General features: G+C 61.7%; 21 protein-coding genes. 6 read left to right on the forward strand and 15 right to left on the reverse strand.

Features of this window, described 5'->3' with window-relative positions; genetic code table 11:
• Window positions 1-52: 52 nt before the first annotated feature.
• Complete coding sequence (gene lysS / locus IPP03_21290; protein MBL0355042.1) at window positions 53-1,555, reverse strand: lysine--tRNA ligase; 1,503 nt, start codon at window positions 1,553-1,555, stop codon at window positions 53-55.
• A 275-nt stretch (window positions 1,556-1,830) separates the two neighbouring features.
• On the opposite strand from lysS, the gene IPP03_21295 reads away from it, so the two are divergent.
• Window positions 1,831-2,178, forward strand: a complete 348-nt coding sequence (locus tag IPP03_21295) for a hypothetical protein (protein ID MBL0355043.1) — start codon at window positions 1,831-1,833, stop codon at window positions 2,176-2,178.
• Window positions 2,179-2,218: 40 nt separating this feature from the next.
• Here the strand turns inward: IPP03_21295 and IPP03_21300 are convergent, their stop codons facing one another.
• The 4 genes from IPP03_21300 to IPP03_21315 form a co-directional block, all read right to left on the reverse strand.
• On the reverse strand, window positions 2,219-3,064 hold the full coding sequence (locus IPP03_21300; GenBank protein ID MBL0355044.1) for an alpha/beta fold hydrolase: 846 nt from the start codon (window positions 3,062-3,064) through the stop codon (window positions 2,219-2,221).
• 35 nt (window positions 3,065-3,099) lie between these two features.
• Window positions 3,100-4,116, reverse strand: a complete 1,017-nt coding sequence (locus tag IPP03_21305; GenBank protein MBL0355045.1) for a class I SAM-dependent methyltransferase — start codon at window positions 4,114-4,116, stop codon at window positions 3,100-3,102.
• Between the two features lie 235 nt (window positions 4,117-4,351).
• Window positions 4,352-4,795, reverse strand: a complete 444-nt coding sequence (locus IPP03_21310; protein MBL0355046.1) for a rhodanese-like domain-containing protein — start codon at window positions 4,793-4,795, stop codon at window positions 4,352-4,354.
• A 47-nt stretch (window positions 4,796-4,842) separates the two neighbouring features.
• On the reverse strand, window positions 4,843-5,388 hold the full coding sequence (locus tag IPP03_21315) for a DUF3617 family protein (GenBank protein ID MBL0355047.1): 546 nt from the start codon (window positions 5,386-5,388) through the stop codon (window positions 4,843-4,845).
• An 88-nt stretch (window positions 5,389-5,476) separates the two neighbouring features.
• Here IPP03_21315 and IPP03_21320 point away from each other — a divergent pair, with 88 nt between their 5' ends.
• Window positions 5,477-6,025, forward strand: a complete 549-nt coding sequence (locus IPP03_21320) for a YaeQ family protein (protein ID MBL0355048.1) — start codon at window positions 5,477-5,479, stop codon at window positions 6,023-6,025.
• A 56-nt stretch (window positions 6,026-6,081) separates the two neighbouring features.
• Window positions 6,082-6,555, forward strand: a complete 474-nt coding sequence (locus IPP03_21325) for an OmpA family protein (protein ID MBL0355049.1) — start codon at window positions 6,082-6,084, stop codon at window positions 6,553-6,555.
• A 50-nt stretch (window positions 6,556-6,605) separates the two neighbouring features.
• On the opposite strand, the gene IPP03_21330 is transcribed toward IPP03_21325, so the two are convergent.
• Both IPP03_21330 and IPP03_21335 read right to left on the reverse strand, forming a co-directional pair.
• Window positions 6,606-8,138, reverse strand: coding sequence for a MarR family transcriptional regulator (locus tag IPP03_21330; protein MBL0355050.1), 1,533 nt, complete (start codon window positions 8,136-8,138; stop codon window positions 6,606-6,608).
• A gap of 162 nt (window positions 8,139-8,300) precedes the next feature.
• A complete protein-coding gene (locus IPP03_21335) occupies window positions 8,301-8,852 on the reverse strand; it encodes a DUF1439 domain-containing protein (protein MBL0355051.1) in 552 nt (183 codons plus the stop codon).
• A 311-nt stretch (window positions 8,853-9,163) separates the two neighbouring features.
• Between IPP03_21335 and nifJ the strand changes: the two genes are divergently transcribed.
• Both nifJ and IPP03_21345 read left to right on the forward strand, forming a co-directional pair.
• Window positions 9,164-12,784, forward strand: a complete 3,621-nt coding sequence (gene nifJ / locus IPP03_21340; GenBank protein ID MBL0355052.1) for a pyruvate:ferredoxin (flavodoxin) oxidoreductase — start codon at window positions 9,164-9,166, stop codon at window positions 12,782-12,784.
• A complete protein-coding gene (locus tag IPP03_21345; protein ID MBL0355053.1) occupies window positions 12,777-13,787 on the forward strand; it encodes a dihydroorotate dehydrogenase-like protein in 1,011 nt (336 codons plus the stop codon). The genes nifJ and IPP03_21345 overlap by 8 nt, the downstream gene beginning before the upstream one ends.
• 52 nt (window positions 13,788-13,839) lie before the next feature.
• Here IPP03_21345 and IPP03_21350 read toward each other — a convergent pair whose 3' ends face one another.
• Genes IPP03_21350 through IPP03_21365 form a run of 4 tightly spaced genes read right to left on the reverse strand, consistent with a single transcriptional unit; the run spans window position 13,840 to window position 17,403 of the window.
• On the reverse strand, window positions 13,840-15,045 hold the full coding sequence (locus IPP03_21350) for a sodium ion-translocating decarboxylase subunit beta (GenBank protein ID MBL0355054.1): 1,206 nt from the start codon (window positions 15,043-15,045) through the stop codon (window positions 13,840-13,842).
• A gap of 14 nt (window positions 15,046-15,059) precedes the next feature.
• On the reverse strand, window positions 15,060-15,452 hold the full coding sequence (locus IPP03_21355) for a biotin/lipoyl-binding protein (protein ID MBL0355055.1): 393 nt from the start codon (window positions 15,450-15,452) through the stop codon (window positions 15,060-15,062).
• A gap of 36 nt (window positions 15,453-15,488) precedes the next feature.
• Entirely contained in the window at window positions 15,489-15,818 is a 330-nt protein-coding gene (locus tag IPP03_21360) for a hypothetical protein (GenBank protein MBL0355056.1), read from the reverse strand.
• Between the two features lie 31 nt (window positions 15,819-15,849).
• Window positions 15,850-17,403: an acyl-CoA carboxylase subunit beta gene (locus tag IPP03_21365; protein MBL0355057.1), complete on the reverse strand. Its 1,554-nt coding sequence runs from the start codon at window positions 17,401-17,403 to the stop codon at window positions 15,850-15,852.
• A 529-nt stretch (window positions 17,404-17,932) separates the two neighbouring features.
• On the opposite strand from IPP03_21365, the gene IPP03_21370 reads away from it, so the two are divergent.
• On the forward strand, window positions 17,933-18,091 hold the full coding sequence (locus IPP03_21370; protein ID MBL0355058.1) for a hypothetical protein: 159 nt from the start codon (window positions 17,933-17,935) through the stop codon (window positions 18,089-18,091).
• Here the strand turns inward: IPP03_21370 and frdD are convergent.
• From frdD to frdA, 4 genes are read right to left on the reverse strand one after another with little or no spacing between them, the layout of a single operon-like run.
• Window positions 18,088-18,456, reverse strand: coding sequence for a fumarate reductase subunit FrdD (gene frdD, locus IPP03_21375; protein ID MBL0355059.1), 369 nt, complete (start codon window positions 18,454-18,456; stop codon window positions 18,088-18,090). The two genes, IPP03_21370 and frdD, sit on opposite strands and share 4 nt — an antisense overlap.
• Complete coding sequence (locus IPP03_21380) at window positions 18,453-18,851, reverse strand: fumarate reductase subunit C (protein MBL0355060.1); 399 nt, start codon at window positions 18,849-18,851, stop codon at window positions 18,453-18,455. Before IPP03_21380 ends, frdD begins: the two co-directional genes overlap by 4 nt.
• Complete coding sequence (locus IPP03_21385) at window positions 18,848-19,603, reverse strand: succinate dehydrogenase/fumarate reductase iron-sulfur subunit (GenBank protein ID MBL0355061.1); 756 nt, start codon at window positions 19,601-19,603, stop codon at window positions 18,848-18,850. The genes IPP03_21380 and IPP03_21385 overlap by 4 nt, the downstream gene beginning before the upstream one ends.
• On the reverse strand, window positions 19,596-21,383 hold the full coding sequence (gene frdA / locus IPP03_21390; protein MBL0355062.1) for a fumarate reductase (quinol) flavoprotein subunit: 1,788 nt from the start codon (window positions 21,381-21,383) through the stop codon (window positions 19,596-19,598). Before frdA ends, IPP03_21385 begins: the two co-directional genes overlap by 8 nt.
• Window positions 21,384-21,466: the final 83 nt, after the last annotated feature.

Raw genomic sequence — 21,466 nt, forward strand, 5'->3', positions numbered from 1 at the left:
TAGATGCCGGGGCGAGCGCCGGCGAGACCAGCCCGTGGGGCACGGACGCCCATCATTCGGGACGCATCTGGGGGAAGAGGATAACGTCGCGGATCGCGGGGGCGTCGGTCAGCAGCATGACCAGGCGGTCGATGCCGATGCCACAGCCGCCGGTTGGTGGCAGGCCGTATTCGAGGGCACGGATGAAGTCGGCGTCGTAGTACATCGCTTCCTCGTCGCCGGCCTCCTTGGCCTTCGCCTGTTCGGCGAAGCGCGCGGCCTGGTCTTCGGCATCGTTGAGCTCGGAGAAGCCGTTGGCGATCTCGCGGGCGACGATGAACAACTCGAAGCGCTCGGTGATTTCCGGATTGCTGTCGGAGGCACGGGCCAGCGGCGAGACTTCGACCGGATAGTCGATGATGAAGGTCGGTTCCCAGATCTGGGCTTCGGCTGTTTCCTCGAAGAACATCAGTTGTAGCGTGCCGAGGCCGGGCGTGCCCTTCATCTCGACCTTGCGCGCGGCGATCTGTTCGCGCAACCAGCTGGCGTCGGCGAGCTGGGTGGCGCTGTATTGCGGACAGAAGTGCAGCACTGCCTCGACCATGGTCATGCGCTGAAACGGCTTTGACAAATCGAGTTCGCGGCCCTGATAGTGGAACACCTCGCGCCCGAGCGCCTCGCGCGCGGCGTGGCGCAGCAGACCTTCGGTGAAATCCATCAGGCTCTTGTAGTCGGCGTAGGCCTCATAGAATTCCATCATCGTGAATTCGGGGTTGTGGCGCGGGGAGAGTCCTTCGTTGCGGAAGTTGCGGTTGATCTCGAACACCTTCTCGAAACCGCCGACCACCAGGCGCTTGAGGTATAGCTCGGGTGCGATGCGCAGGAACTGCTGCATGTCGAGTGCGTTGTGGTGGGTGACGAAGGGCTTAGCCGACGCGCCGCCGGGGATCGGATGCATCATCGGCGTTTCGACTTCGAGAAAGCCGTGGCCGTTCATGTAGTTGCGGATCGAGGCGACGATGCGGCTGCGTGCCAGGAAGGTGAAGCGCGTTTCCTCGTTCATGATCAGGTCGACATAACGCTGGCGATACTTCATTTCCTGGTCGGCCAGGCCGTGGAACTTGTCCGGCAGCGGGCGCAGCGACTTGGTCAGCAGGCGGATCTCGGTCGCGTGGATGGTCAGTTCGCCGGTCCGGGTCTTCATCAGTGTGCCGACGACGCCGAGAATGTCGCCGAGATCCCAGGTCTTGAAATCGGTGTAGACTGCGTCGCCAAGACCGTCGCGGGTGACGTAGATCTGGATGCGGCCGGAGAGGTCCTGTAGCGTCGCGAAGGAAGCCTTGCCCATGAGGCGCTTCAGCATCATGCGGCCGGCGACTTTGACCTCGACCGGCATGCCCTGCAGTTCCTCCGACGTCTTGTCGCCGTAGCTGTCGAGCAGCTTGAGCGCGGTATTCTCGCGCTGGAAGTCGTTCGGGAAGGCTCTGCCTGACTTGCGCCACTCGGCGAGCTTGGCGCGGCGCTCGGCGATGAGCTGATTCTCGTCTTGCTGGACAGGCTGTTCGGCGTTGGACATGAAGGATCCTCGGAAAATGGGGTATGTTGCGGTCGACCGCGTAAAACCATGAATTCTCGCCGATCTCACCCCGCTGCAACAAGCATGCACGAATTTTTTGGTTGCGCTGCGCGGCGGATGCACGCGAGCGCCGCTGTTTCGGGATTCACCGCTTGTTGCCAGCGGCAATGGCAGTGAGATAATTGCGCCGTGGAAACCTTGTCTGGTTCTCACGGCCAGCCGCAAGGCGGGGCGCATCGCCGGTGCGTGGAGATCGACGGGAGAGGAATATGCGTATGGCCAGACCTTGGCAATTGATTGGTGTCCTGTGCTCCGGGATCTTATTGGGCTCGGCCGTCGCTGCGCCGCTCAATATTCTGGGCTTTGACGACATGTCGTGCGCTGCCTGGAGCGCTTCGAAGGATGACGCGGATCGGAGGAGCAGCTACATTGTGTGGATCCGCGGATTCCTGACCGGGCATAACTACGGCGAGCAAAGTCAGCAGGTCTCCGGCATTTCCAGCGGCACGATCGAGAATTTCGTCAATCGCTATTGTGTCCAGAGTCCAGGCGGCCAGTTCAGCGACGCGGCATTCCGTCTGAGCGACCAGTTCTCGGGGCGCAACCAGCCAATCAGGAAATGAACCCGGGCCCGGTTTCCCCTTGACCGGAAACCCCCGGATTTCAGGCAGCCACGACGCTGCTCGATGACCGTGCGGGTGAGTGCCGACGGACCGCCGTTTCCAGCCAGCGCGCCACCGTGTCGGCGGCCGCCCGCCATTGATGTTCCAGCATCAGCATGTGGCCGCAGTCAGGGACGTACATCTCCTGGGCGTGCCAGCGCAAGGCGGTGAAACTCGTGGTGAAGGGCGGAAAGACCGCGTCGCGCTCGCCGCCGATCACCATGACCGGAAGTGGCGTCCGCAGACGATGGTGCCGGAGGCCGACAAACAGCATGTCGGAGATGGCACGGGTGGGTTCCGGCTGGATCAGGTGCGCGAAGTCGAGGAGTTCTTCAGGCCTGGTCACCGGTGAGAAATAGATGTCGCGCATCAGCGCCAGGCTCGTCGGGCCGAGCTCCCCATGTTGGCTGAGCCGCGGGATCTCGGAAAACATCTCGGGGTGCTTCAGGGCAAGCCGCATGATCGAGCCCCAGGTACCGGTCGGCGGCACCGGCGCCATGAGTACTGCGGCACGGGCGGTGGTCCGCTCGAGTACACGCTCGATCACGGCACAGCCCATCGAATGACCGATCAGCACGGTATCGCCGGGCAGTTTGGCGAGCACCTGACGGAGGTCGGTGACATAGTCGTCGATGCCGAAGCGGTCGGCTTCTTCCTTGCCTTCGCTCAGACCGTGTGCCGTAAGGTCGACCGCGTGACAGTTGTAGCCGAGCGCGGTGAAGTAGGGTAGAAAATGGATGTCCCAGCAGCGGGAGTCCACGTAGGCACCATGGACGAACAGCAGGTCGGGCGCATCCGTGGGCATCTTGGCGGGGCGGTGGAGCGTGTGAATCTGGCGCGAGGGCATGCAATGGACTCCGTAACGGTGGCGGGAGCGTATTCCTAAACCCGCAGCAGTGCAATTTTAAGTGGTGGCTGGCCATCGTGGCTGGGGAAATCTTCCTCCGGAATGATCCATTCCATTTCCCGGATCTTCCTGCCTGTCTTAGCGGCGCAGCGTGCAAGTTGGTCGGCCCAGACCTCGCGCGAAATTTCCGCTGCATTGTTGCAACAGATCAGGGTTCCGCCCTCGGTCGTGCACAGCAGCGCCAGCTTCATCAGAGCAGCGTAATCCTTGACGATATCGACGACGCCGAACTGGCTCTTGGCATGGCGTGGCGGGTCGAGGAAGACGAGGTCGAAGCCGCGCCTGTCGAGCTTTGGAAAGGCCGGCATGCGCTTGCCCCTGACCACGGTTGGCTGGCCGCCCCCGGCTATCTGGCGCATCGCGGCAAAGGCGTCGCTGTGGATGAAGCGCAGGCGGATCGGCAGGTCGTTGAGACGGGCATTTTCCTTCCCCACCCTGAGGTTGGACTCGGCGAAGTCGATGTTGACGACATGCGCGGCTCCGGCCCTGGCAGCGGCGACGCCGATGCCGCAAGTGTAGGCGAACAGGTTGAGCAGCGACTTACCGGAGGCTTCCTGCATGATCCGGCGGCGACCGACGCGCATATCGAGAAAGAGCCACGGGTCCTGGCCAGCGTGACGGGCCTGGATGACATAGCGCACGCCCATTTCACGAATCTCGCGCGGCTTTCGGGCCGCGCTCAGCAGATCGGTCGGCAACGGGTTGGCGACGCGCGAGTTGGCGTGGCTGCGATCGTTGTAGATGGTGGTCAGACCGGGTACGGCGGCGGCGTAGAAATTCTCGATGGCGACCCGTTCATCGCCGTCTAGTGGCTTGTGGAAGGTCTGGATCAGCAGCAGGTCACCGTAGCGGTCGACGGTCAGACCCGGCCGTTTTTCGCTGCTGCCGTTGAACAGGCGGTAGGCATTGGTGTCTTCCTCGTGCAGGCGCGCGATCAGAGGCTGGCGAGCGGTGAGGGCAGCCTGCAGAAGTTCGGTCAGCGGGTCTTGCATGGGGTTCTCCCGGCGAAGTGGTGGCGCTCACTGAGGAATCACGCCCCTGTAAAAGCCGCAGGGCCGTATGCCAACAGCGTGCCACGCGGCGCGCCGCTCCGAGTCATCGCGTCGCCACCAGTGCACAGGCCACCAGCAGTTTCTCCCAAAGTGGCCAAGGTGCGTGGTTGCTTACCCGGTTGCCGTTCGCCGTGCGGCGTTCGCAGGTGCCGGCGTTATTGGTCCACAGCCAGGATCAGCAAGTCTTCTCAGCGTGACAGGCGGCAATGCTCTGAGCGGCCGGCACGAGCGTGCCGCCACTTGCGGTCCAGCCCTTGATGCCATTTTTCAGGTTATAGACCTTGGCATAGCCGGCTTGTTGCGAGAGCAACTGGCTGACCGACCTGGTCCGGTTGCCCGAACGGCAGATGACGGCAACCGGGTCTCCCGGTTTGGCCAGCGGCTTCAACCTTTCAAGCCAGGCGTCCGGATCGGCTCGCCCACGCTCGTCATAGAAGGTCAGCAGCTTGGTGCCGGCGACAATGCCGGTTTCTTCCCATTCGGGCTGGGTGCGGATATCGATCACCGTGACCCCGCTCTTCAACAGTTTCGCCAACTCGGCGTTGTCGATATCGACAACTTCGGCGCGAGCCACCAGGGCGAGCAGCGAGAGGGAGGAAAAAAGCAGGAATTGGCGCATGGCAGACCCCAAAAATCAGTATTTGCTGATTCTATACCAAGTGCCATTCATTGCCGTCCTTGTTGCTGGCGCTTCATCATTTCGCGGACCTGCGGATCCTTCATCATCTCCTGCATGTTTCCGGTGTTCACCGGCGGCATCCCCGGCATCATGATGTCGCCGGGCTTCTGGCCCGGCTTGCAAGGGCCGAGCCAGCGCGCTTCCTGCGTCATCTTCATTTCGCTCATGCCATGCTGCGGCGGGTTGTAACGGATCAGCATGTCGTTGCGGTAGGTGCTGTCGAAGTCGCCGGTGATGACGGCATCGGTGGTTGCCGTGGTGCCGTCGAACTTGCACACCGAATGGATGGTCACCTTGCCGGCACCGCGACTGACGTCCATTACCGAGCAATTGCTCTTCTCCCTGGCGCGTTCCTGCATCAGGTTGTCGCTAGTCTGGTCGACGCACATCTGAATCGGCCCCCGCGAGGGCATGCCAGCCATCTCGGTCCTGACTTCCCAGAGACCGGACTTGCGCTTGGGAGCGTCCGCCGCGCTGGCGGGAGCGGCCAACAGCACGGCAAGAAGGGTGAGGCTGATGCGGGCGGTATTCATGGATTGGGCTCCCTGGCGTCGTCGCTCTATCGTATCCCGGTTTGGGGCAATCGTCATGTGATAATGCTGGCTCTTGACTAGGGCGGGCATGGCACTCAAAGCGACAATTTACAAGGCCGATCTGCAAGTCGCCGACCTCGACCGGGCTCATTTCGGCGATTATTCGCTGACCATCGCCCGCCACCCATCGGAAACTGACGAGCGCATGATGGTGCGCCTGCTGGCATTTGCCCTCAATGCCTCGCCGACGCTGGCGTTCGGGCGCGGCCTGTCGACCGAAGACGAGCCCGACCTGTGGGATATCGACGCCACTGGCGGCATCGAACGCTGGATCGATGTCGGCCTGCCAGACGAAAAAGCCATTCGCCGCGCCTGCGCCCGTTCACGCCATGTCGTTGTCGTCAGTTACGGTGGGCGGGGCGCCGACAACTGGTGGCAACAGACCGCAGGCAAGGTCGCTGGCCGGAAGAATCTGCGTGTCCTGGCGCTCAGCCCCGGCGAGTGCCAGGCGCTGGCCAGCCTGGCGCGACGCAACATGCGTCTGCAATGCACGGTTCAGGACGGTATTGTCTGGTTGGGCTGCGAAGATCAGCACGTAGAAATGATGCCGAGGGTTCTGTTTCCGGCCGAGGAATAGTAAAATGTGAGGCTGTTCCGGGGGGAGCCCGGCCAATCAGATTGAGCGAGGTGAGTATGGCGGCAAATGATGATGACGAATCCACGGCGGTAATCGTCGGGGTTCTGGCAGGGATCGCGCTGGCGGTCTTGGCGGTGGTCTACAGCGGCAGTTCGACCAAGGCTGTGAACGTGGCCAAGGCTCCCACCGATGAAGTGGTCGACATTGCACCGCTCGGCGAACCTCTGGCCAAGGTCTATTTCGCCGTGGGCGAGGCGAGGCTGACTGACGCCGACATGGCTGTCGTCGCTTTGACCTTGCAGGCGCTGGCCGCCAATTCCCGGACCATCGTGCTCTTGTCCGGCTTCCATGATCCTTCCGGCGATGCCAGACAGAACGCCGAACTTGCCCGGGCGCGAGCACTTTCCGTACGCGATGCGCTCGTTGCTGGCGGTGTGCCCGCCGACCGTTGCAAGTTGCGTAAGCCTGAATCGAATATTGGTAGCGGCAGCCCGGAAGAGAGCCGTCGCGTCGAAATCCGCGTTCAGTAGTACGATTTTAGTCACTAACCAGTTCAATCATCACAAATCATGAGAAGAATTCAGGATGCGCAAGCCATGGTTGGCACTATGTTGAAGCGGGTCAATGAGCAGGCCGCAGCGACGACTGAACGTCCCAATCGAGTGAGGTAGTAGCGATAGGTATGAGTGACTTTCTTGATCAAGCCGAGCGTACGCAGTCGGGCAAGTTGGCGCGACATGGCGGACGGAGTGAGCTTCAGATAGCTGAGAAGATCGGCACGACGCCAACCGTGAATGTTGAACTCGCCGCGTTGCATGGTTTGCAGCAAGGCTTTCTCGGCAGGATCAAAGAAGTTCACCCCTTTGACACCGGGAGCCGCCCCCAACCGTGGCATGCTCAATCGCTCCAAGTCACGCTCGCCGGCACTGGGGTCATCGAGGCTGGAGAGGAACGCCAGGTAACGTTGGTTGCAGCCGAGCAGGATGTCGCGCAGGTCGATCAGGCTATAGATTGTCTTCTTCAGGGGCGCCAATTCTCGGGTGGCGTGCCTGTCCTTGTGTTCCACCTTGCGGTGGTGTTTGAAGAAACTCACGTCATTGACGGTCGTTTCGACCCGCAGTACGCGGGAGAATTTGTCATACACCTTGACGCCAGCGGCGCCCATGGTGTGCTTGATGCAGCGCCCCTCGATACGGGTGGACAACCGGGAACCGATCTCCTGGGCCAGTTGTGGCGTGACCTTCTTGCCCAGAAAGCTGGAGACGCGTTCTGCGTTGGCGGCCAAGACCGCTTGGCGCGAAATGGCGTCATACAGTGGAACCAATATCTGCTCACTGCGAAACATCAGGTCGGTGGAGTATTCGACTTGGCGCAAGCTCCAGTGATACGAGGATCCAAAGACGTCAAGCACTGGGCACAACCACTGCGCATAGCGATCCAGTCGCGGGTGAAGTACGTCGGGACTGAACGCATCCGCCAGCGCCTGCGCCTGCGCGATGTCGGCGACACGCAGGAAGGCGTTGTCCTGCTGGAGGAAGTCGATCCTTTCTCGCGTCAGAGTTCTTGCCAGAGCGCTGTGACCATTACAGTAGAACTGCAACCCGAACGGTGCCCACGTCGGCACACGCAGGTAGCACAACCCCAGTTCCTCGTCGATGAAATAGAAGTAGTCGTGCAGGCACTTGCCTTGATCGGGGCGCAGGTAAGTCTTGCCACTGCCTTTGTCATGCCACGGTTTGTAGCTCGGACAGGCTTCCATGGCCGAGAGCACATGCACCAAACCCGGTGCGTCGCCGCGACCGGCGAGCACTCGCGCGACCAACTCTTCCTTGCGAATATGGCTTTTGCTGACGTGCTCGATTTCAATACCCGCCGCCAGACACACCTCCTGCGCACGCTCACGAATGCGATCTCGCAGCGGCTCGGCAAATCGCGGGTAGTCGAATACCCGAATTCCGTGCGTGTACAAATAACTCGTCATTCCTGCCGCGTAGCACGCACCAGGCAGCGTGCCGGTGATAATGATCCGGTCAAAGCACGAAAGCACGCCATGCATGTTCGTCGCGTATCGTTCCGCCAGAGCCATCGCCAACATGATCGCCTCCTCGGTCATTCGTCAGGCTTCTATCGTAATACCTGTTTGGTTCCGGCTCGTCCGGCTTAGGGATAGGCGAGCCATGCCGGTTCGCCTTCTTTGCAAGCACGGCATCGACGGTGCCACACCAATAAAAAATCCGTCCCGCCTGCTGGCAACCGGCGAAGCAATGGGGCGTCGTCAGAAGGGAGACAGGGTCGCCACTACCTTGCCCCTCTCGATCCTGATCCCGCGCAGCAGCCAACGCGCGGCGATCTCCTGGGCGCTGCCGTCTTCACGCAGCACGTAGACAGGCTTGTCGCGGAAATAGACAGCCATTACCTGGCTGACCGCATGCCGGACCTGCGCCTGAAATTCGCGAGGGAGGGCGATCGATTCGACTGAGTCGGCTACGGGGCTGTCAAGGAAGAATGCCTTGGCCTGGTCGTCGTAACGGATGCCGGAGTTTCCCGTGACGTCGACCGGGAACGGCGGGTTTCCGATCAGGGCGATTTCCATCCGGGCGGCGATTCCGACGCGGCCCTCGGGGATGCCCAAGCGGATTTTTGGTGCCTCGCGCAGTGTGACGGCCAGCATGGTTCCGACGCGCTTTTGCCGGAGTGCATTTCTGTCGATCGCGGTCTGGATTTCGGCTTCGGTGAAGACAATTTCCTTGTCGAAGAGCGCGGCGCTGACGTCATGCGGGAGGCAGTGCAGGATGATCAGCAGCAGGGCGGCGAGGGCGGATTTCATTCTCGGGAACGGTGCGTCAGGCACGTCAAAGGGTTGGGGGACGATTGTTGCAGGTAGTTTAGCTGCATTGGGGCTTTTCGCTCAAAACAGAGTGCCATGGCTGAACGCCATGAGGCAAAGGGTGCGGAATCGGTCGGCAAGCACGATCGATTCCGGGACCGCTTTCCGGTTCCGCAACCTTCTCCCGCTACATCACCTTACAATTTTTGGTGTCAGTTAGCGTAAAATACCTTGTTGCATTGCACCATCTGCTGCGGCTTTGTCGTCGTCCGGGGTTTTGCTTGCTTCTTCATATGTGTCCAGGAACTTCCATGAACAAGATGCTCACCATCGACGGCAACGAAGCTGTTGCTTCGATTGCCTTTCGGGCTTCCGAAGTGATCGCGATTTACCCGATCACCCCATCGTCCGGCATGGGCGAACTGTCCGACGAGTGGGCGGCACAGGGTAAGGTCAACATCTGGGGCAGCGTTCCCAGGGTCGTCGAACTGCAATCCGAGGGCGGTGCCGCCGGCACCGTCCATGGCGCCTTGCAGGCGGGGGCGCTGGCGACGACGTTTACGGCATCGCAGGGTCTTCTGCTGATGATTCCCAACATGTACAAGATCGCCGGCGAGTTGACGCCGACGGTCTTCCACGTTGCCGCCCGCGCGGTCGCGACGCACGCGCTTTCGATCTTCGGTGACCACTCCGACGTGATGTCTACGCGCGGCACCGGCTTCGCGCTGTTGTCGTCCAATTCGGTGCAGGAAGCACACGACATGGCTGTCATTGCGACGGCCGCGACACTGGCTGGGCGCATTCCGGTCCTGCATTTCTTCGACGGCTTCCGGACTTCCCATGAAGTTGCCAAGATTGTCGCGGTCGACGATCATGTCCTGCACGAAATGCTGCCGCAGGAACTGATCGGCGCCCACCGCGCCCGCGCTCTGTCGCCGGAGCACCCGGTGTTGCGTGGCACCTCACAGAATCCCGATGTCTTCTTTCAGGCCCGCGAAGCGCAGAACCCATGGTTCGATGCTTTCCCTGGCATTGTCCAGCAGAATATGGACGAGTTTGCCAGGCTGACCGGGCGCCAATACAGATTGTTCGACTACGTCGGCGCGCCCGATGCCGAGCGCGTCATCATTCTGATGGGTTCGGGTGCCGAGACGGTGCAGGAGACCATCGACCATCTGAACCGCCACGGCAATAAGGTTGGTCTCTTGAAGGTGCGCCTGTTCCGGCCGTGGGCGCCGGCGGCGCTGCTCGCCGCCCTGCCGACGACGACCCGGGCGATAGCCGTCCTTGATCGCTGCAAGGAGCCGGGTGCCGACGGCGAGCCGCTGTTCAAGGATGTGCTGGTCGCGCTGGCCGAGGATTTCAGCGGCGAAACGCCACATTTTTCCGCCATGCCGAAGGTGATCGGCGGGCGTTACGGCCTCGGTTCGAAGGAGTTCAACCCGGCCATGGTTTTGGCCGTTTTCGAGGCGTTGACCGCAGCAATCCCGAAACGCAGCTTTACGGTCGGCATCCACGACGACCTGACTGGCCTGTCGCTGCCTTTCGATGCCAGCTTCCGTACCGACGCCGCACACGACACCTTCGCGGCCGTCTTCTACGGCCTCGGGTCGGACGGCACGGTGTCGGCCAACAAGAACTCGATCAAGATCATCGGTGACGAGACCGATCTTCATGCCCAGGGCTATTTCGTTTACGATTCCAAGAAGTCGGGGGCGATGACCGTTTCGCACCTGCGTTTCGGCCCCAGTCCGATCCGCTCGGCGTACCTGACGGGCGATGGCGATGCCCGGTTCATCGCCTGCCATCAGCCGCTCTTCCTCGAAACCCACGATTTGCTGGTGCATGCGGCGCCGGGCGCGGTTTTCCTGCTCAACACCAGTGTCCCACCCGACCGGGTCTGGGCGACCCTGCCGGCGGCCATGCAGCAAAGGATGGTGGAAAAGAAGATCATTTTCTACGTCATCGACGCCTATCAGGTGGCGCTCGAAGCCGACATGGGGCGACGCATCAACACGGTGATGCAGACCTGCTTCTTCGCCATTTCCGGCATTCTGCCGCAGGAAGACGCGATTGCCGCGATCAAGCATGCCGTCGAAAAGACCTACGGGCGCAAGGGCCGGCGCATCGCCGAACTGAATTACCGCGCCATCGACAAGACGCTGGCCTGTCTGCACCAGGTCACGGTGCCCGAACTCGCTTCCGGCGAGTCCACCCAACCCATCGCATCGCCGCAGATCAGCGATTTCGTCCACAAGCTGACCATCCCCCTGATCGCCGGCAAGGGTGATCGCTTGCCGGTATCGCTGTTTCCGGCCGATGGCACCTGGCCGACCGGCACCGCCCGCTACGAGAAGCGCAATCTGGCGTTGCAGATTCCGGTACTCGAGAGCGACCTGTGCACCCAGTGCGGCAAGTGCGTTTTCGTCTGCCCGCATTCGGCCATCCGTGCCAAGGTCTTCCCAGCCGAACTGGCCGCCCAGGCGCCGTCGACCTTCAAGCAGATGCCGCCGCGCAGCCGGGATTACCCTGCTGGCTGGCGGATGAGCTACCAGGTCGCGCCTGAGGACTGCACCGGCTGCTCGCTGTGCGTCGAAGTCTGTCCGATCCGCGACAAGAGCAATGTCTCGCGCAAGGCGCTGAACATGGCCGAGCAGCCGCCGCTGCGGGCGCAGGAAGCCGAGAACTGGGCATTCTTCCTGACCCTCCCCGATTACGACCGGCGTCTCGCCAAGCGCGGAACGGTGCCGGGCTCGATGTTGCTGCCGCCACTATTCGAGTTCTCGGGAGCCTGCGTCGGTTGCGGCGAGACCCCGTACATCCGGCTTGCCACACAACTTTTCGGCGATCGCATGCTGATCGCCAACGCCACCGGCTGTTCCTCGATCTATGGCGGCAATCTGCCGACCACACCATATTGTACCAATGCTGAGGGGCGCGGACCGGCGTGGAACAACTCGCTGTTCGAGGATAACGCCGAATTCGGACTTGGCATGCGGCTGGCCACGGACAAACTCGCCGATGCCGCGTGCACGCAGTTGCGCGCCATGGACCTGGAAATCGGCGACCGCATGGTCGAATCGCTGCTCCACGCCGACCAGAGCAGCGAAGCCGGCATCCACGAGCAGCGCGAGCGGGTCGCCGCCCTGCTGGCGAAGCTCTCCCACATTGCGACACCGGCCGCCGAACAACTGGCGGCGGTGGCCGAATACCTGATCCGGCGCAGCGTCTGGATCATCGGTGGTGACGGCTGGGCGTACGACATCGGTTACGGCGGCCTCGATCACGTGCTGTCGTCGGGTGAGGACGTCAATATCCTTGTCCTCGATACCGAGGTCTATTCCAATACCGGCGGCCAGAATTCCAAGGCCACGCCGCGCGGCGCGGTCGCCAAGTTCGCAGCCGGTGGTCAGCCGAATCGCAAGAAGGATCTGGCGCGCATTGCGATGGATTACGAAAATGTGTTCGTCGCCAAGGTCGCCTACGGCGCCCGGGATACGCACACGCTGAAGGCCTTCCTCGACGCCGAAAGCTATCCCGGCGTCTCGATCATCATCGCCTACAGTCCGTGCATCGCGCACGGCGTCGACATGTCGCACAACCATCGGCAGCAGGATCTGGCCGTAAAGTCGGGTCACTGGCCACTATTGCGTTACGATCCGCGCCTGCGCGAGCAGGGCAAGCATCCGATGTCGGTCGACAGCGCAGCGCCGAGCATACCGTTCCGCGAGTTCGCGCGCCACGAAGCGCGCTTCACCGTGCTCGAACGGCAGCACCCGGAAGCAGCCGAGCGCTTCATGGTTCAGGCCGATAGCGATGCCCGACTGCGCCATCAGGAGTATCTGGAACTCGCCGAGATGGCGCTGCCGGAAGCGGTGATCGAGGAAAAGGCCCAGGAGGCCGCCGAACAGGAGAGCATCCCTCATGCCTGATCTGACCACAAGCTATCTTGGCCTGGCCCTGAAGAACCCGTTGGTGCCGTCGTCGACGCCACTCAGCCACAATATCGACTCAGTGCTCCATCTGGAGGATGCCGGCGCGGCTGCCATCGTCATGCATTCGCTGTTCGAGGAAGACGTGCGCAACGACGAGAAGATGATTGACCGCTTTCTCGTGCATCCGGATTCCTTCGGCGAGGCTTCCGGTCATCTGCCGTTCGGGAGCAACTACGAGAGCAAGCTCGACAGCTATCTGGAGCAGATCCAGTCGCTGAAATCGCGCTTGGCCATTCCCGTGGTGGCCAGCCTCAACGGCGCTTCGCTGAGCGGCTGGGTCGAATTGGGCAAGGAGATGCAGGATGCCGGAGCCGACGCGCTGGAACTCAACGCCTGGTACATGCCCGGTGATCCGGAACTTTCGGGACAGGCGCTGGAAGATCGTTACCTCGCCCTGCTGCGGGAGCTCAAGACCTTGGTCAGCATCCCGGTCAACATGAAACTTTCGCCGTTTTTCTCTTCGCTGCCGCATTTCGCTAGGCAGGTCGAAGCGGCGGGTGCGGCTGGCCTGTCGCTGTTCAACCGCTTCTTCCAGCCGGACATCGATCTGGAAACCCTGCGCGTTATCGACCGCGTCCAACTCTCCACCTCGGCCGATGTCCTGCTGACCATGCGCTGGATCGCCATCCTGAGGGGCCGCACGAGACTGACGCTGGCGGCAACCGGTGGCGTGCACAACGCCGACGATGCGCTGAAGATGCTGCTCGCCGGCGCCGATGTCGTGCACATGGCGAGTGCGCTGCTCAGGCGCGGTCCGCAGGTGCTGACGGAAGTGCTGGCAGGCATGACGCGCTGGATGGAAGCGCGGGAATACGATTCAGTCGGCCAGCTCAGGGGTTCGATGAGTCAGCAGAACCTGCCCGACCCGAGTGCTTTCGCCCGGGCCTCCTACCTGCATGCCCTGGATTCCTTCACGCCACCGCCGGGTGTGCGCTACTGAGTCTGCCAGATCGCTCTTCGCCGTCTGGCGGCCGGGCGCAGGAGTACCTGTCTCAGCGCAGCATGGCGACGTAAATTCCCGTCAGGATCGCCGTCGTGATGACGCCGCTGATGCTCGCTCCCAGCGCATGCGGCAGGATGATGACTCCCGGATTGGACTTGGTGACGATCTTCTGCACAAGCTTGGCTGTCGTCGGCACGCAACTGACGCCGGCAATGCCGATGATCGGGTTGTACTTGCCCTTGTACCAGAAGTAGAGGGCATAGCCGCCGATGATGCCGCCGATCCCCGAGAGCAGCAGCGCCAGCATACCGAGCAGCAGCAGCTTGAGGACGACCGGATCGAGGATGACGCTGGCCTCACACAGGATGCCCAAAGTCAGTCCGAGAAAGAAGGTGGCGCCGTAGAGGAAGGTGCCGCCCATCAGGTTGGCAAAATTGACCAAGCCGCTTTCACGGACGGCAACGCCGACGAAGAGTGACAGGAAGAGCGGCGCGGCGACCGGAAAGAGCAGGCACAGCAAGGTGCAGACGACGACGGCAAACACCAGCTTCTGCCCAGAGGTGATTTTCTGGACGTCGTCGACCGGCATCGGGATAGCTCGCAAGCGCTCGGGGATCAGCAGCTTGATCAGGTAGGGATAGGCGCCATAGGTTAGCCCGAGGTACAGGTAGCCGACGACGGTGATCGGTACGAACAGGTCGCGGGCGAGAATCAGCGAGGCGAAAAGGACCATCGGGCCATCGGCGCCACCGATCAGCGCCACCGCCGCCGCGTCGCGTTCGCCCATGCCGAGCGCCACCGCAATAGGAAAGACGACGACCGTGCCGAGTTCGGCAAACAGCGCGAGGATCATGCTCTGGAACGGGCGCGCCATGACGAAGCCGACATCGAGCAGGACGCCGATACCCATGAATACCAGGCAGGCGATCAGGCCATTACTGAACATCAGCGTGTAAATCGGCTGCAGCCAGTTGATCTGCAGCACGTTAACCACCGCGCTGGGGTCGGTGACCAGTGGATCGACGAACAGGGTGCCCGTTTTGCCGCTGTCGAAAACCATCACGCCGGCGTTGACCGCCGCCATCCCGAGCCCCATCGGAATCATCAACAGGGGTTCGAGGACCTCCTTCTTGCCCAGGTAGATTAGCAGGAAGCCGAGCAGCATCAGCGCGATGCGCCCGACCGCAATCTTCGGATCGGCCGCCAGCAGTGTGGCAACCCCTTGAAACAAGTCGAGCAGGTGGAGATCGTGCATCTTCGGCGCCCGGCTTAGGAAATGCTCATCAGTACTCGCCCGGGCTCGACCGCATCGCCGGCCTTGACCGCGATGCTGGCGACCGTGCCGGAAACCCTGGCGACCACCGGCGTCTTCATCTTCATCGCTTCGACGACGGCCACCGTGTCGCCGGCATTGACCGCCTGACCGACCGCGACATTGATCGAGTCGACGACGCCGCCCATCGTGCTGACGACGTCACCCTCTGCTGCGTGTTCGCCAGCGGCAGCGTTCGCCACGGGCGGCGCGGTCGCTGCAGCCGGTCGCGGCGCCGGAATGTTCATGCTGCCCGGCTCCGGGTAAAGCAGGCTGCTCCCTTCACTGAGATCCTCGACCGTCACGTTGTATTCTCTGCCATCGACAGTGATCTTGTACTTCCTTTCCATGATGCGGGCCTCCGGGAAATGGTCGGGTGAGCGAAGTTAACGTTTGTGATGATGGGGCAGGGTGTGCGACGCGTGATGCGCCTGGCGTCCGCCAGCGGCCCATCCCGACTGGTGGGGAGCCGCCTCGATGCGGACGATGCGATGGCCACCGGTCATCGCATGGACGGCCGCCGCGATAACCGCGATATGGTCGGCCTCGACAGCGAACGGTGCCGGTGGAATGGCTACTGGTTGCGAGGGCGCGGCAGGCTTGCGTTCCAGAATGTTGAGGGTGACCACGATCACCTTGATGACGACGGCAACTCCCAGCGAAACAATGATTGCCAGGCCGTAGATCCACAGTGTCCTGATGATCACTTCGTTCATCGCGGGTCTCCCGACAATTGGAAAAGGCGCATCACAGCGGGATGTTCCCGTGTTTCTTGGCTGGCCGAAGTTCGCGCTTGCCGAGCAACTTGCGTAGCGCAAGTGCCAGCATCGGCCGGGTTTCGGCGGGCTCGATCACGTCGGTCACGTAGCCGCGCGCTGCTGACAAATAGGGCGAGGCGAACTCAGCCCGGTAGGCTGCCGCGAGTTCGGCGGATTTGCCGCGCCTGTCCTCCGCTTCGTCCAATTCCTTGCGATACAGGAGGTTGACCGCAGCGTCCGCGCCCATCACGGCGATTTCCGCGGTCGGCCAGGCATAGACGACATCGGCGCCCATCTCCTGCGAGCACATTGCCAGATACGAGCCGCCGTAGGCTTTGCGCAGGACCACCGTCAGCTTGGGCGTGGTGCACGAGGCGTAGGCATAGAGCATCTTGGCGCCGTGACGGATGATTCCGCCGCGCTCCTGTTCGACGCCGGGCAGGAAGCCAGGCACGTCCACAAATGTGACGACCGGAATGTTGAACATGTTGCAGAAACGGATGAATCGTGCCCCCTTGTCGGAGGCATTGATATCAAGGGCGCCCGCCATTTCCATCGGATTGTTGGCGACGACGCCGACCACCACTCCCTCGATGCGGGCGAAGCCGACGATGATATTGCGTGCCCAGCCGGCATGCACCTCGAGCAGTTGGCCGCCGTCGACGATGCGGCGGACGACGGCGTGCATGTCCATAGGCTCCGAGGAGGTTTCCGGAATCAGCGCGTGCAGCCCCGCGTCCGGCGTGAATTCGATGTCGGCGCCCAGAATGTGCGGCGGATCCTCGGTGTTGTTTGCTGGCAGGTAGGACAGCAGTGCCCTGACCAGCGCGACGGCCTGCCGGTCATCGTCGACGACGAAGTGCACGTTGCCGCTGACCGTCGAGTGCACCTCGGCGCTACCCACCTCGTCCATGCTCGTCGCCCGTCCGGTAACCGCCTTGATGACTTCGGGACCGGTGATGAACATGTAGCCGTTCTGCCGTGTCATGATGATAAAGTCCATCAGCGCCGGCGAGTAAGCGGCACCGCCCGCGCATGGGCCAACGACCACGGCGATCTGCGGCACGACGCCGGACGCCAGAACGTTGTGGTAGAAGACTTCGCCGTAGCCTGAAAGGGCATCGACGCCCTCCTGAATCCGGGCGCCACCAGAATCCTTAAAGGCGACCAGTGGAATGCCGTTCTTCAGCGCGGCGTGCATGACATCGACGATCTTGCGCGCGTGCATCTTGCCGAGGGTGCCGGCAGCGACGGTGAAGTCCTGACTGAAGGCAGCCACCTGTGCGCCGGCTACATACCCGGTTCCGGAGATCACCCCGTCGGCCGGAAGATCCTTGTCGCCCATGCCGAAGGGGACCCCGTAGTGACGGATATAGGCGCCGCCTTCCTGAAAGGTGTCGGCATCGAACAGCAGAGCCAGACGCTCGCGCGCCCCGAGCAGGCCTTTCCGGTGGCGCGCCTCGAGCTTTTCGGCACCGCCGCCGGCCCGAACGCTCTTGCGGCGTTCGCGCAGGGTCTCGAGAACTTTCGGGGAAATAGTCATCGATTTGCCTATAAGGAAGAGAGAAGCGCTAACCAACGCGCCGGTTGGATTGTCGGAAAAAGCCCACCAAGGCTGCACCCCGGGTCGACGATGCCTTCGGATTCAGCAGCGGCAATACTAGGGTGCTTCGCCCTCGTGCGCGAAGCACCGGGAATTCCTTGCCAGCGCCGCAGCGTTCGCGAGTGGAGAAGTTAGCAAACGAGGCCGGATTTACCATTGTGGAAATCCTCAATACCGGCGAGATTGCGCCCTGACAGCGGCTGACCAGGCTCGGCATTTTTTTTGCGCGGGCGCTGAATTTCTCAAACGTCGCGTTCGGTCACGTGCTGGTCATTGTGTCTGCGAGCATCGTCGAAATTGAGAGAGGCGATGATTCTGGGCTGCCGCCGCCCGGATACAATACTGCGATTCAGGAAGTGGCGACGAGTCAGACGCACTGGAACCGTAATCTGGATTGGCGGTCTTAGTTGGTCAATGCCAGTTTGATGCAAAAGTTCGTAGCAATTGCAAACACCCATGGGAGAAAGCAATGCCCCTTCAGTTGGTCGCAGGTTCTGGCTGGCCGTTGTTTGCCTTGCTCGCCTTTGCTCTGGCGCTTGTTTTCGTTTTCTTCCTGGTCATCCGTCAGAACCGGAAGGACTTCGAGGACGTCGAAGCCTGGCTGGCCAAAGAAAAGCGGAATTTCTAGAAGCCGACCACCAGCAGGGCGTAGGCGGCGATTACCGTCGCGACCATGGCCAGACCGTAGCAGAGCAGCTTGGCGCCGGTGCCGGCGTGGATGCCGATGTCGTGCAGGCTATGGAAGATGCGGTGCGCCGCGTGCCACAGGAAGAGCGCGATGACCGCAAAAATGAAGCCCTTGCCGATCCAGTTCTGGGCAAACGCGAGCATCTTTGGGTAGCTCATCGTGTCCGCCGGCAGCAGCAGTCCGAGCGGAACGGCAATGCCGGTGATGAAGACCAGCATCGGGCCGAGCAGTGCTGACAACATACCGCCAGCCCCGAAAAGTGCCCAGAATATCGGTGCGTTGGAACGTTTGAGTTCGCGTTTCATCGTGCTATCCCCCAGACTAGAGAAAACAGCGCCAGGCTGGCCGCTACCGCCACGGCAAGTCCGCCGCCGGTGATTGCGCCAGCCGAAAGCCGCTTGCCACCAACAATGACTGGCGGCATCGTGCGTGGCATGATCTTGAACCAGGTGTAGGTGTGATAACTGATGGCGAACAGGGCCAGCACGTGGAAGCCGATATACCAGGGATTCTTCAGCACGGTTAACCAGTGACTCCAGGCGGCTTCACCCTGTGCCAGGCGAACCAGTCCTGTCAGCAGGATCGCGGCGTAGGCGGCGACGAAGAGGGCTGTTCCTTCGTGGATCATGTATTCGACGAAAAAAGGATTCTTCCGCCACCAGCCATCCATCGAGCGAACATAGGGACGACGCTTGTTCACTTTGCACCTCCCTTCGGAGCAAGGAAACGCAGAAAATAGTCCATGGCACTGTTGGTCTTGTTCTGATTGACCGCATTGGCCGGATCGACATGCTTCGGGCAAACCTCGGAACAGTAACCGACCGCCGTACAGTTGAATACGCCCTCTTCGGAATTGACCAGTTCCATGCGTTCAGCCTTGCCGCCGTCGCGCGAGTCGATGTTATAGCGGTGCAGCAGGGCCATTGCCGCCGGTCCGATAAAGTCTTGGTTGAGGCCGAACTGCGGACAGGCGGCGTAACACAGCATGCAGTTGATGCACGAACTGAACTGCTCATAGGCGTTGAGCTGTGCCGGCGTCTGCAGGTATTCGCCCTGCGCCAGCGGGCGTGCTTCCTTCGGGATGATGTAGGGCTGAATGCTCTCGAGTTTCTCCATGAAGCCTTCCATGTTGATCACGAGGTCGCGCTCGATCGGGAAATGCGCCAGTGCCTCGACCCGCACCCGTCCGGGATAATAGTCGCGCAGGAAGGTCTGGCAGGACAGGTTCGGTATGCCGTTGATCATCATGCCGCAACTGCCGCAAATGGCCATCCGGCACGACCAGCGGAAGCTCAAAGAACCGTCGAGGTAGTCCTTGATGTACTGCACTCCCTGCAATACCGACATGTCGTCGGTGAACGGCACATCGAAAACCTGCTGGTGTGGCTCCGTGTCTGTCTCCGGGTTATAGCGCAGGACCTCGATTTCGATTGTCTTCTGTTGTTCAGACATGGGAGGCCTTCCTTTCCTGCTCGGCCTTTTCGCCGGCCGCACCGTAGGCGCGGGTGGCCGGCTGCGACTTGGTGATCTTGACCGGACCGTAATCGATGCGTGGCGTTCCGCCCGCGACATAATGCGCCTGTGAGTGTTTGAGGAAGTTGACGTCGTCGCGCTGCTCGAAACCGTCGAGGCGCTGGTGGGCGCCACGTGACTCGCGCCGCTGCAGCGCCGAATGAGCCATCGACTGGGCGACGTCGAGCTGATATCCCAGTTCGATCGCGAGCAGCAACTCGGTATTCCAGACCCCTGACTTGTCCTCGACATTCACGTTTCGGAAACGGTCCTTGAGTTCGTCCAGTTTGTCGCAAGTCTGTTGCATCGTTTCGGCCAGGCGATAGATACCGCACCCGTCCTCCATGGTCTGCGCCATCTCCTTGCGCAGCGTGGCGATCCGTTCGGTCCCCCCGGTCTTCTGTTTCAGTCCGAGAACCCGCTGTTCGACCGCCTGCGCCTGCTTCTGCAGACTGGCTGAGTTTCCCGGGGCCACAGACTTCGCAAAGCGTGCAGCTTCGACCCCGGCAACCTTGCCGAACACCAGCAGTTCGGACAGCGAGTTGGAACCGAGCCGGTTAGCACCGTGAATGCCGACGCTGGAACATTCTCCCGCTGCATAAAGACCCGCTAGCGGTGAAGCGCAGAGGCCGTCGACAAGGATGCCGCCCATCGTGTAATGAACCGCCGGCCGCACCGGAATCGGTGCGTGTGCCGGGTCGACACCAAGATACTGTTCGGCGAGTTCGTAGATCTGCGGCAGGCGTTCGCGCAGCTTGGCTTCGCCGAGATGGCGCAGGTCGAGATGCACGACCGATCCGTGCGGGCCCTCGATGGTCCGCCCTTTCTGTTGTTCGTACCAGAAAGCCTGGCTGAGCCGGTCGCGCGGCCCGAGTTCCATTGCCTTGTTGCGTGGCGTCGGTTCCGCCGGCCCGAGACCGTAGTCCTGCAGATAGCGATAGCCATCCTTGTTCAGGAGGAAGCCCCCCTCACCGCGGCAGGCTTCGGTGAACAACAGGCCGGTGCCGGGCATGCAGGTCGGATGATACTGGACGAACTCCATGTCGCGCAGCGGCACACCGTGACGGAAGGCGAGGGCCATGCCGTCGCCGGTCACCACGCCGCCGTTGGTGTTCTCGCGGAATACCCGGCCGGCCCCGCCGGTGGCGATGATGACCGATCGTGCCTCGATCAGCGTGAATTCTCCGGAGGCGATCTCGATGGTGACGACCCCCTGGACGCGACCATCCTCGACCACGAGGTCGACGCAGAAATGTTCATCGAAGCGCTTGATCGAAGGGTACTTGATCGACGTCTGGAACAGCGTGTGCAACATGTGAAAGCCGGTCTTGTCGGCGGCGAACCAAGTGCGCTCGATCTTCATCCCGCCAAAGGCGCGCACGTTTACGTGGCCATCCTCCTTGCGGCTCCACGGGCAGCCCCAGTGTTCGAGTTGGGTCAACTCCTCGGTGCATTGGGCCACGAAGTAGTCGACCACGTCCTGTTCGCACAGCCAGTCGCCGCCGCCCACCGTGTCGTTGAAGTGATACTCGAGGCTGTCGGTCGGCAACTTCACGCCAGCCGCGCCACCTTCGGCGGCGACGGTATGGCTGCGCATCGGATAGACCTTCGAGACCAGCGCGATTTTCAGTGCCGGATCAGACTCTGCTACCGCTATCGCAGCGCGCAGTCCTGCGCCTCCACCACCGACAATCACCACATCTGCCTTGAATGTTTCCACACTTCCTCCTTCCGTGTCAGACACTGTTAGCCACGATCAACGTCCAAGAACGCCTGGCAGGAATCAACCCACTGGCCGGCCGG

It is taken from the genome of Candidatus Dechloromonas phosphoritropha (genome assembly GCA_016722705.1).
Lineage (GTDB): Bacteria > Pseudomonadota > Gammaproteobacteria > Burkholderiales > Rhodocyclaceae > Azonexus > Azonexus phosphoritrophus.

Coding starts and splice junctions, on each gene's coding strand:
- IPP03_21350 (MBL0355054.1), bottom strand. CDS start 15,045: ATGCACGATCTCCACCTGCTCGACTTGTTTCAAGGGGTTGCCACACTG.
- IPP03_21325 (MBL0355049.1), top strand. CDS start 6,082: ATGGCGGCAAATGATGATGACGAATCCACGGCGGTAATCGTCGGGGTT.
- IPP03_21365 (MBL0355057.1), bottom strand. CDS start 17,403: ATGACTATTTCCCCGAAAGTTCTCGAGACCCTGCGCGAACGCCGCAAG.
- frdD (MBL0355059.1), bottom strand. CDS start 18,456: ATGAAACGCGAACTCAAACGTTCCAACGCACCGATATTCTGGGCACTT.
- nifJ (MBL0355052.1), top strand. CDS start 9,164: ATGAACAAGATGCTCACCATCGACGGCAACGAAGCTGTTGCTTCGATT.
- IPP03_21300 (MBL0355044.1), bottom strand. CDS start 3,064: ATGCCCTCGCGCCAGATTCACACGCTCCACCGCCCCGCCAAGATGCCC.
- IPP03_21355 (MBL0355055.1), bottom strand. CDS start 15,452: ATGGAAAGGAAGTACAAGATCACTGTCGATGGCAGAGAATACAACGTG.
- IPP03_21385 (MBL0355061.1), bottom strand. CDS start 19,603: ATGTCTGAACAACAGAAGACAATCGAAATCGAGGTCCTGCGCTATAAC.
- IPP03_21310 (MBL0355046.1), bottom strand. CDS start 4,795: ATGCGCCAATTCCTGCTTTTTTCCTCCCTCTCGCTGCTCGCCCTGGTG.
- IPP03_21295 (MBL0355043.1), top strand. CDS start 1,831: ATGGCCAGACCTTGGCAATTGATTGGTGTCCTGTGCTCCGGGATCTTA.
- IPP03_21335 (MBL0355051.1), bottom strand. CDS start 8,852: ATGAAATCCGCCCTCGCCGCCCTGCTGCTGATCATCCTGCACTGCCTC.
- IPP03_21330 (MBL0355050.1), bottom strand. CDS start 8,138: ATGACCGAGGAGGCGATCATGTTGGCGATGGCTCTGGCGGAACGATAC.
- IPP03_21320 (MBL0355048.1), top strand. CDS start 5,477: ATGGCACTCAAAGCGACAATTTACAAGGCCGATCTGCAAGTCGCCGAC.
- IPP03_21345 (MBL0355053.1), top strand. CDS start 12,777: ATGCCTGATCTGACCACAAGCTATCTTGGCCTGGCCCTGAAGAACCCG.
- IPP03_21370 (MBL0355058.1), top strand. CDS start 17,933: ATGCCCCTTCAGTTGGTCGCAGGTTCTGGCTGGCCGTTGTTTGCCTTG.
- IPP03_21315 (MBL0355047.1), bottom strand. CDS start 5,388: ATGAATACCGCCCGCATCAGCCTCACCCTTCTTGCCGTGCTGTTGGCC.
- lysS (MBL0355042.1), bottom strand. CDS start 1,555: ATGTCCAACGCCGAACAGCCTGTCCAGCAAGACGAGAATCAGCTCATC.
- IPP03_21360 (MBL0355056.1), bottom strand. CDS start 15,818: ATGAACGAAGTGATCATCAGGACACTGTGGATCTACGGCCTGGCAATC.
- IPP03_21305 (MBL0355045.1), bottom strand. CDS start 4,116: ATGCAAGACCCGCTGACCGAACTTCTGCAGGCTGCCCTCACCGCTCGC.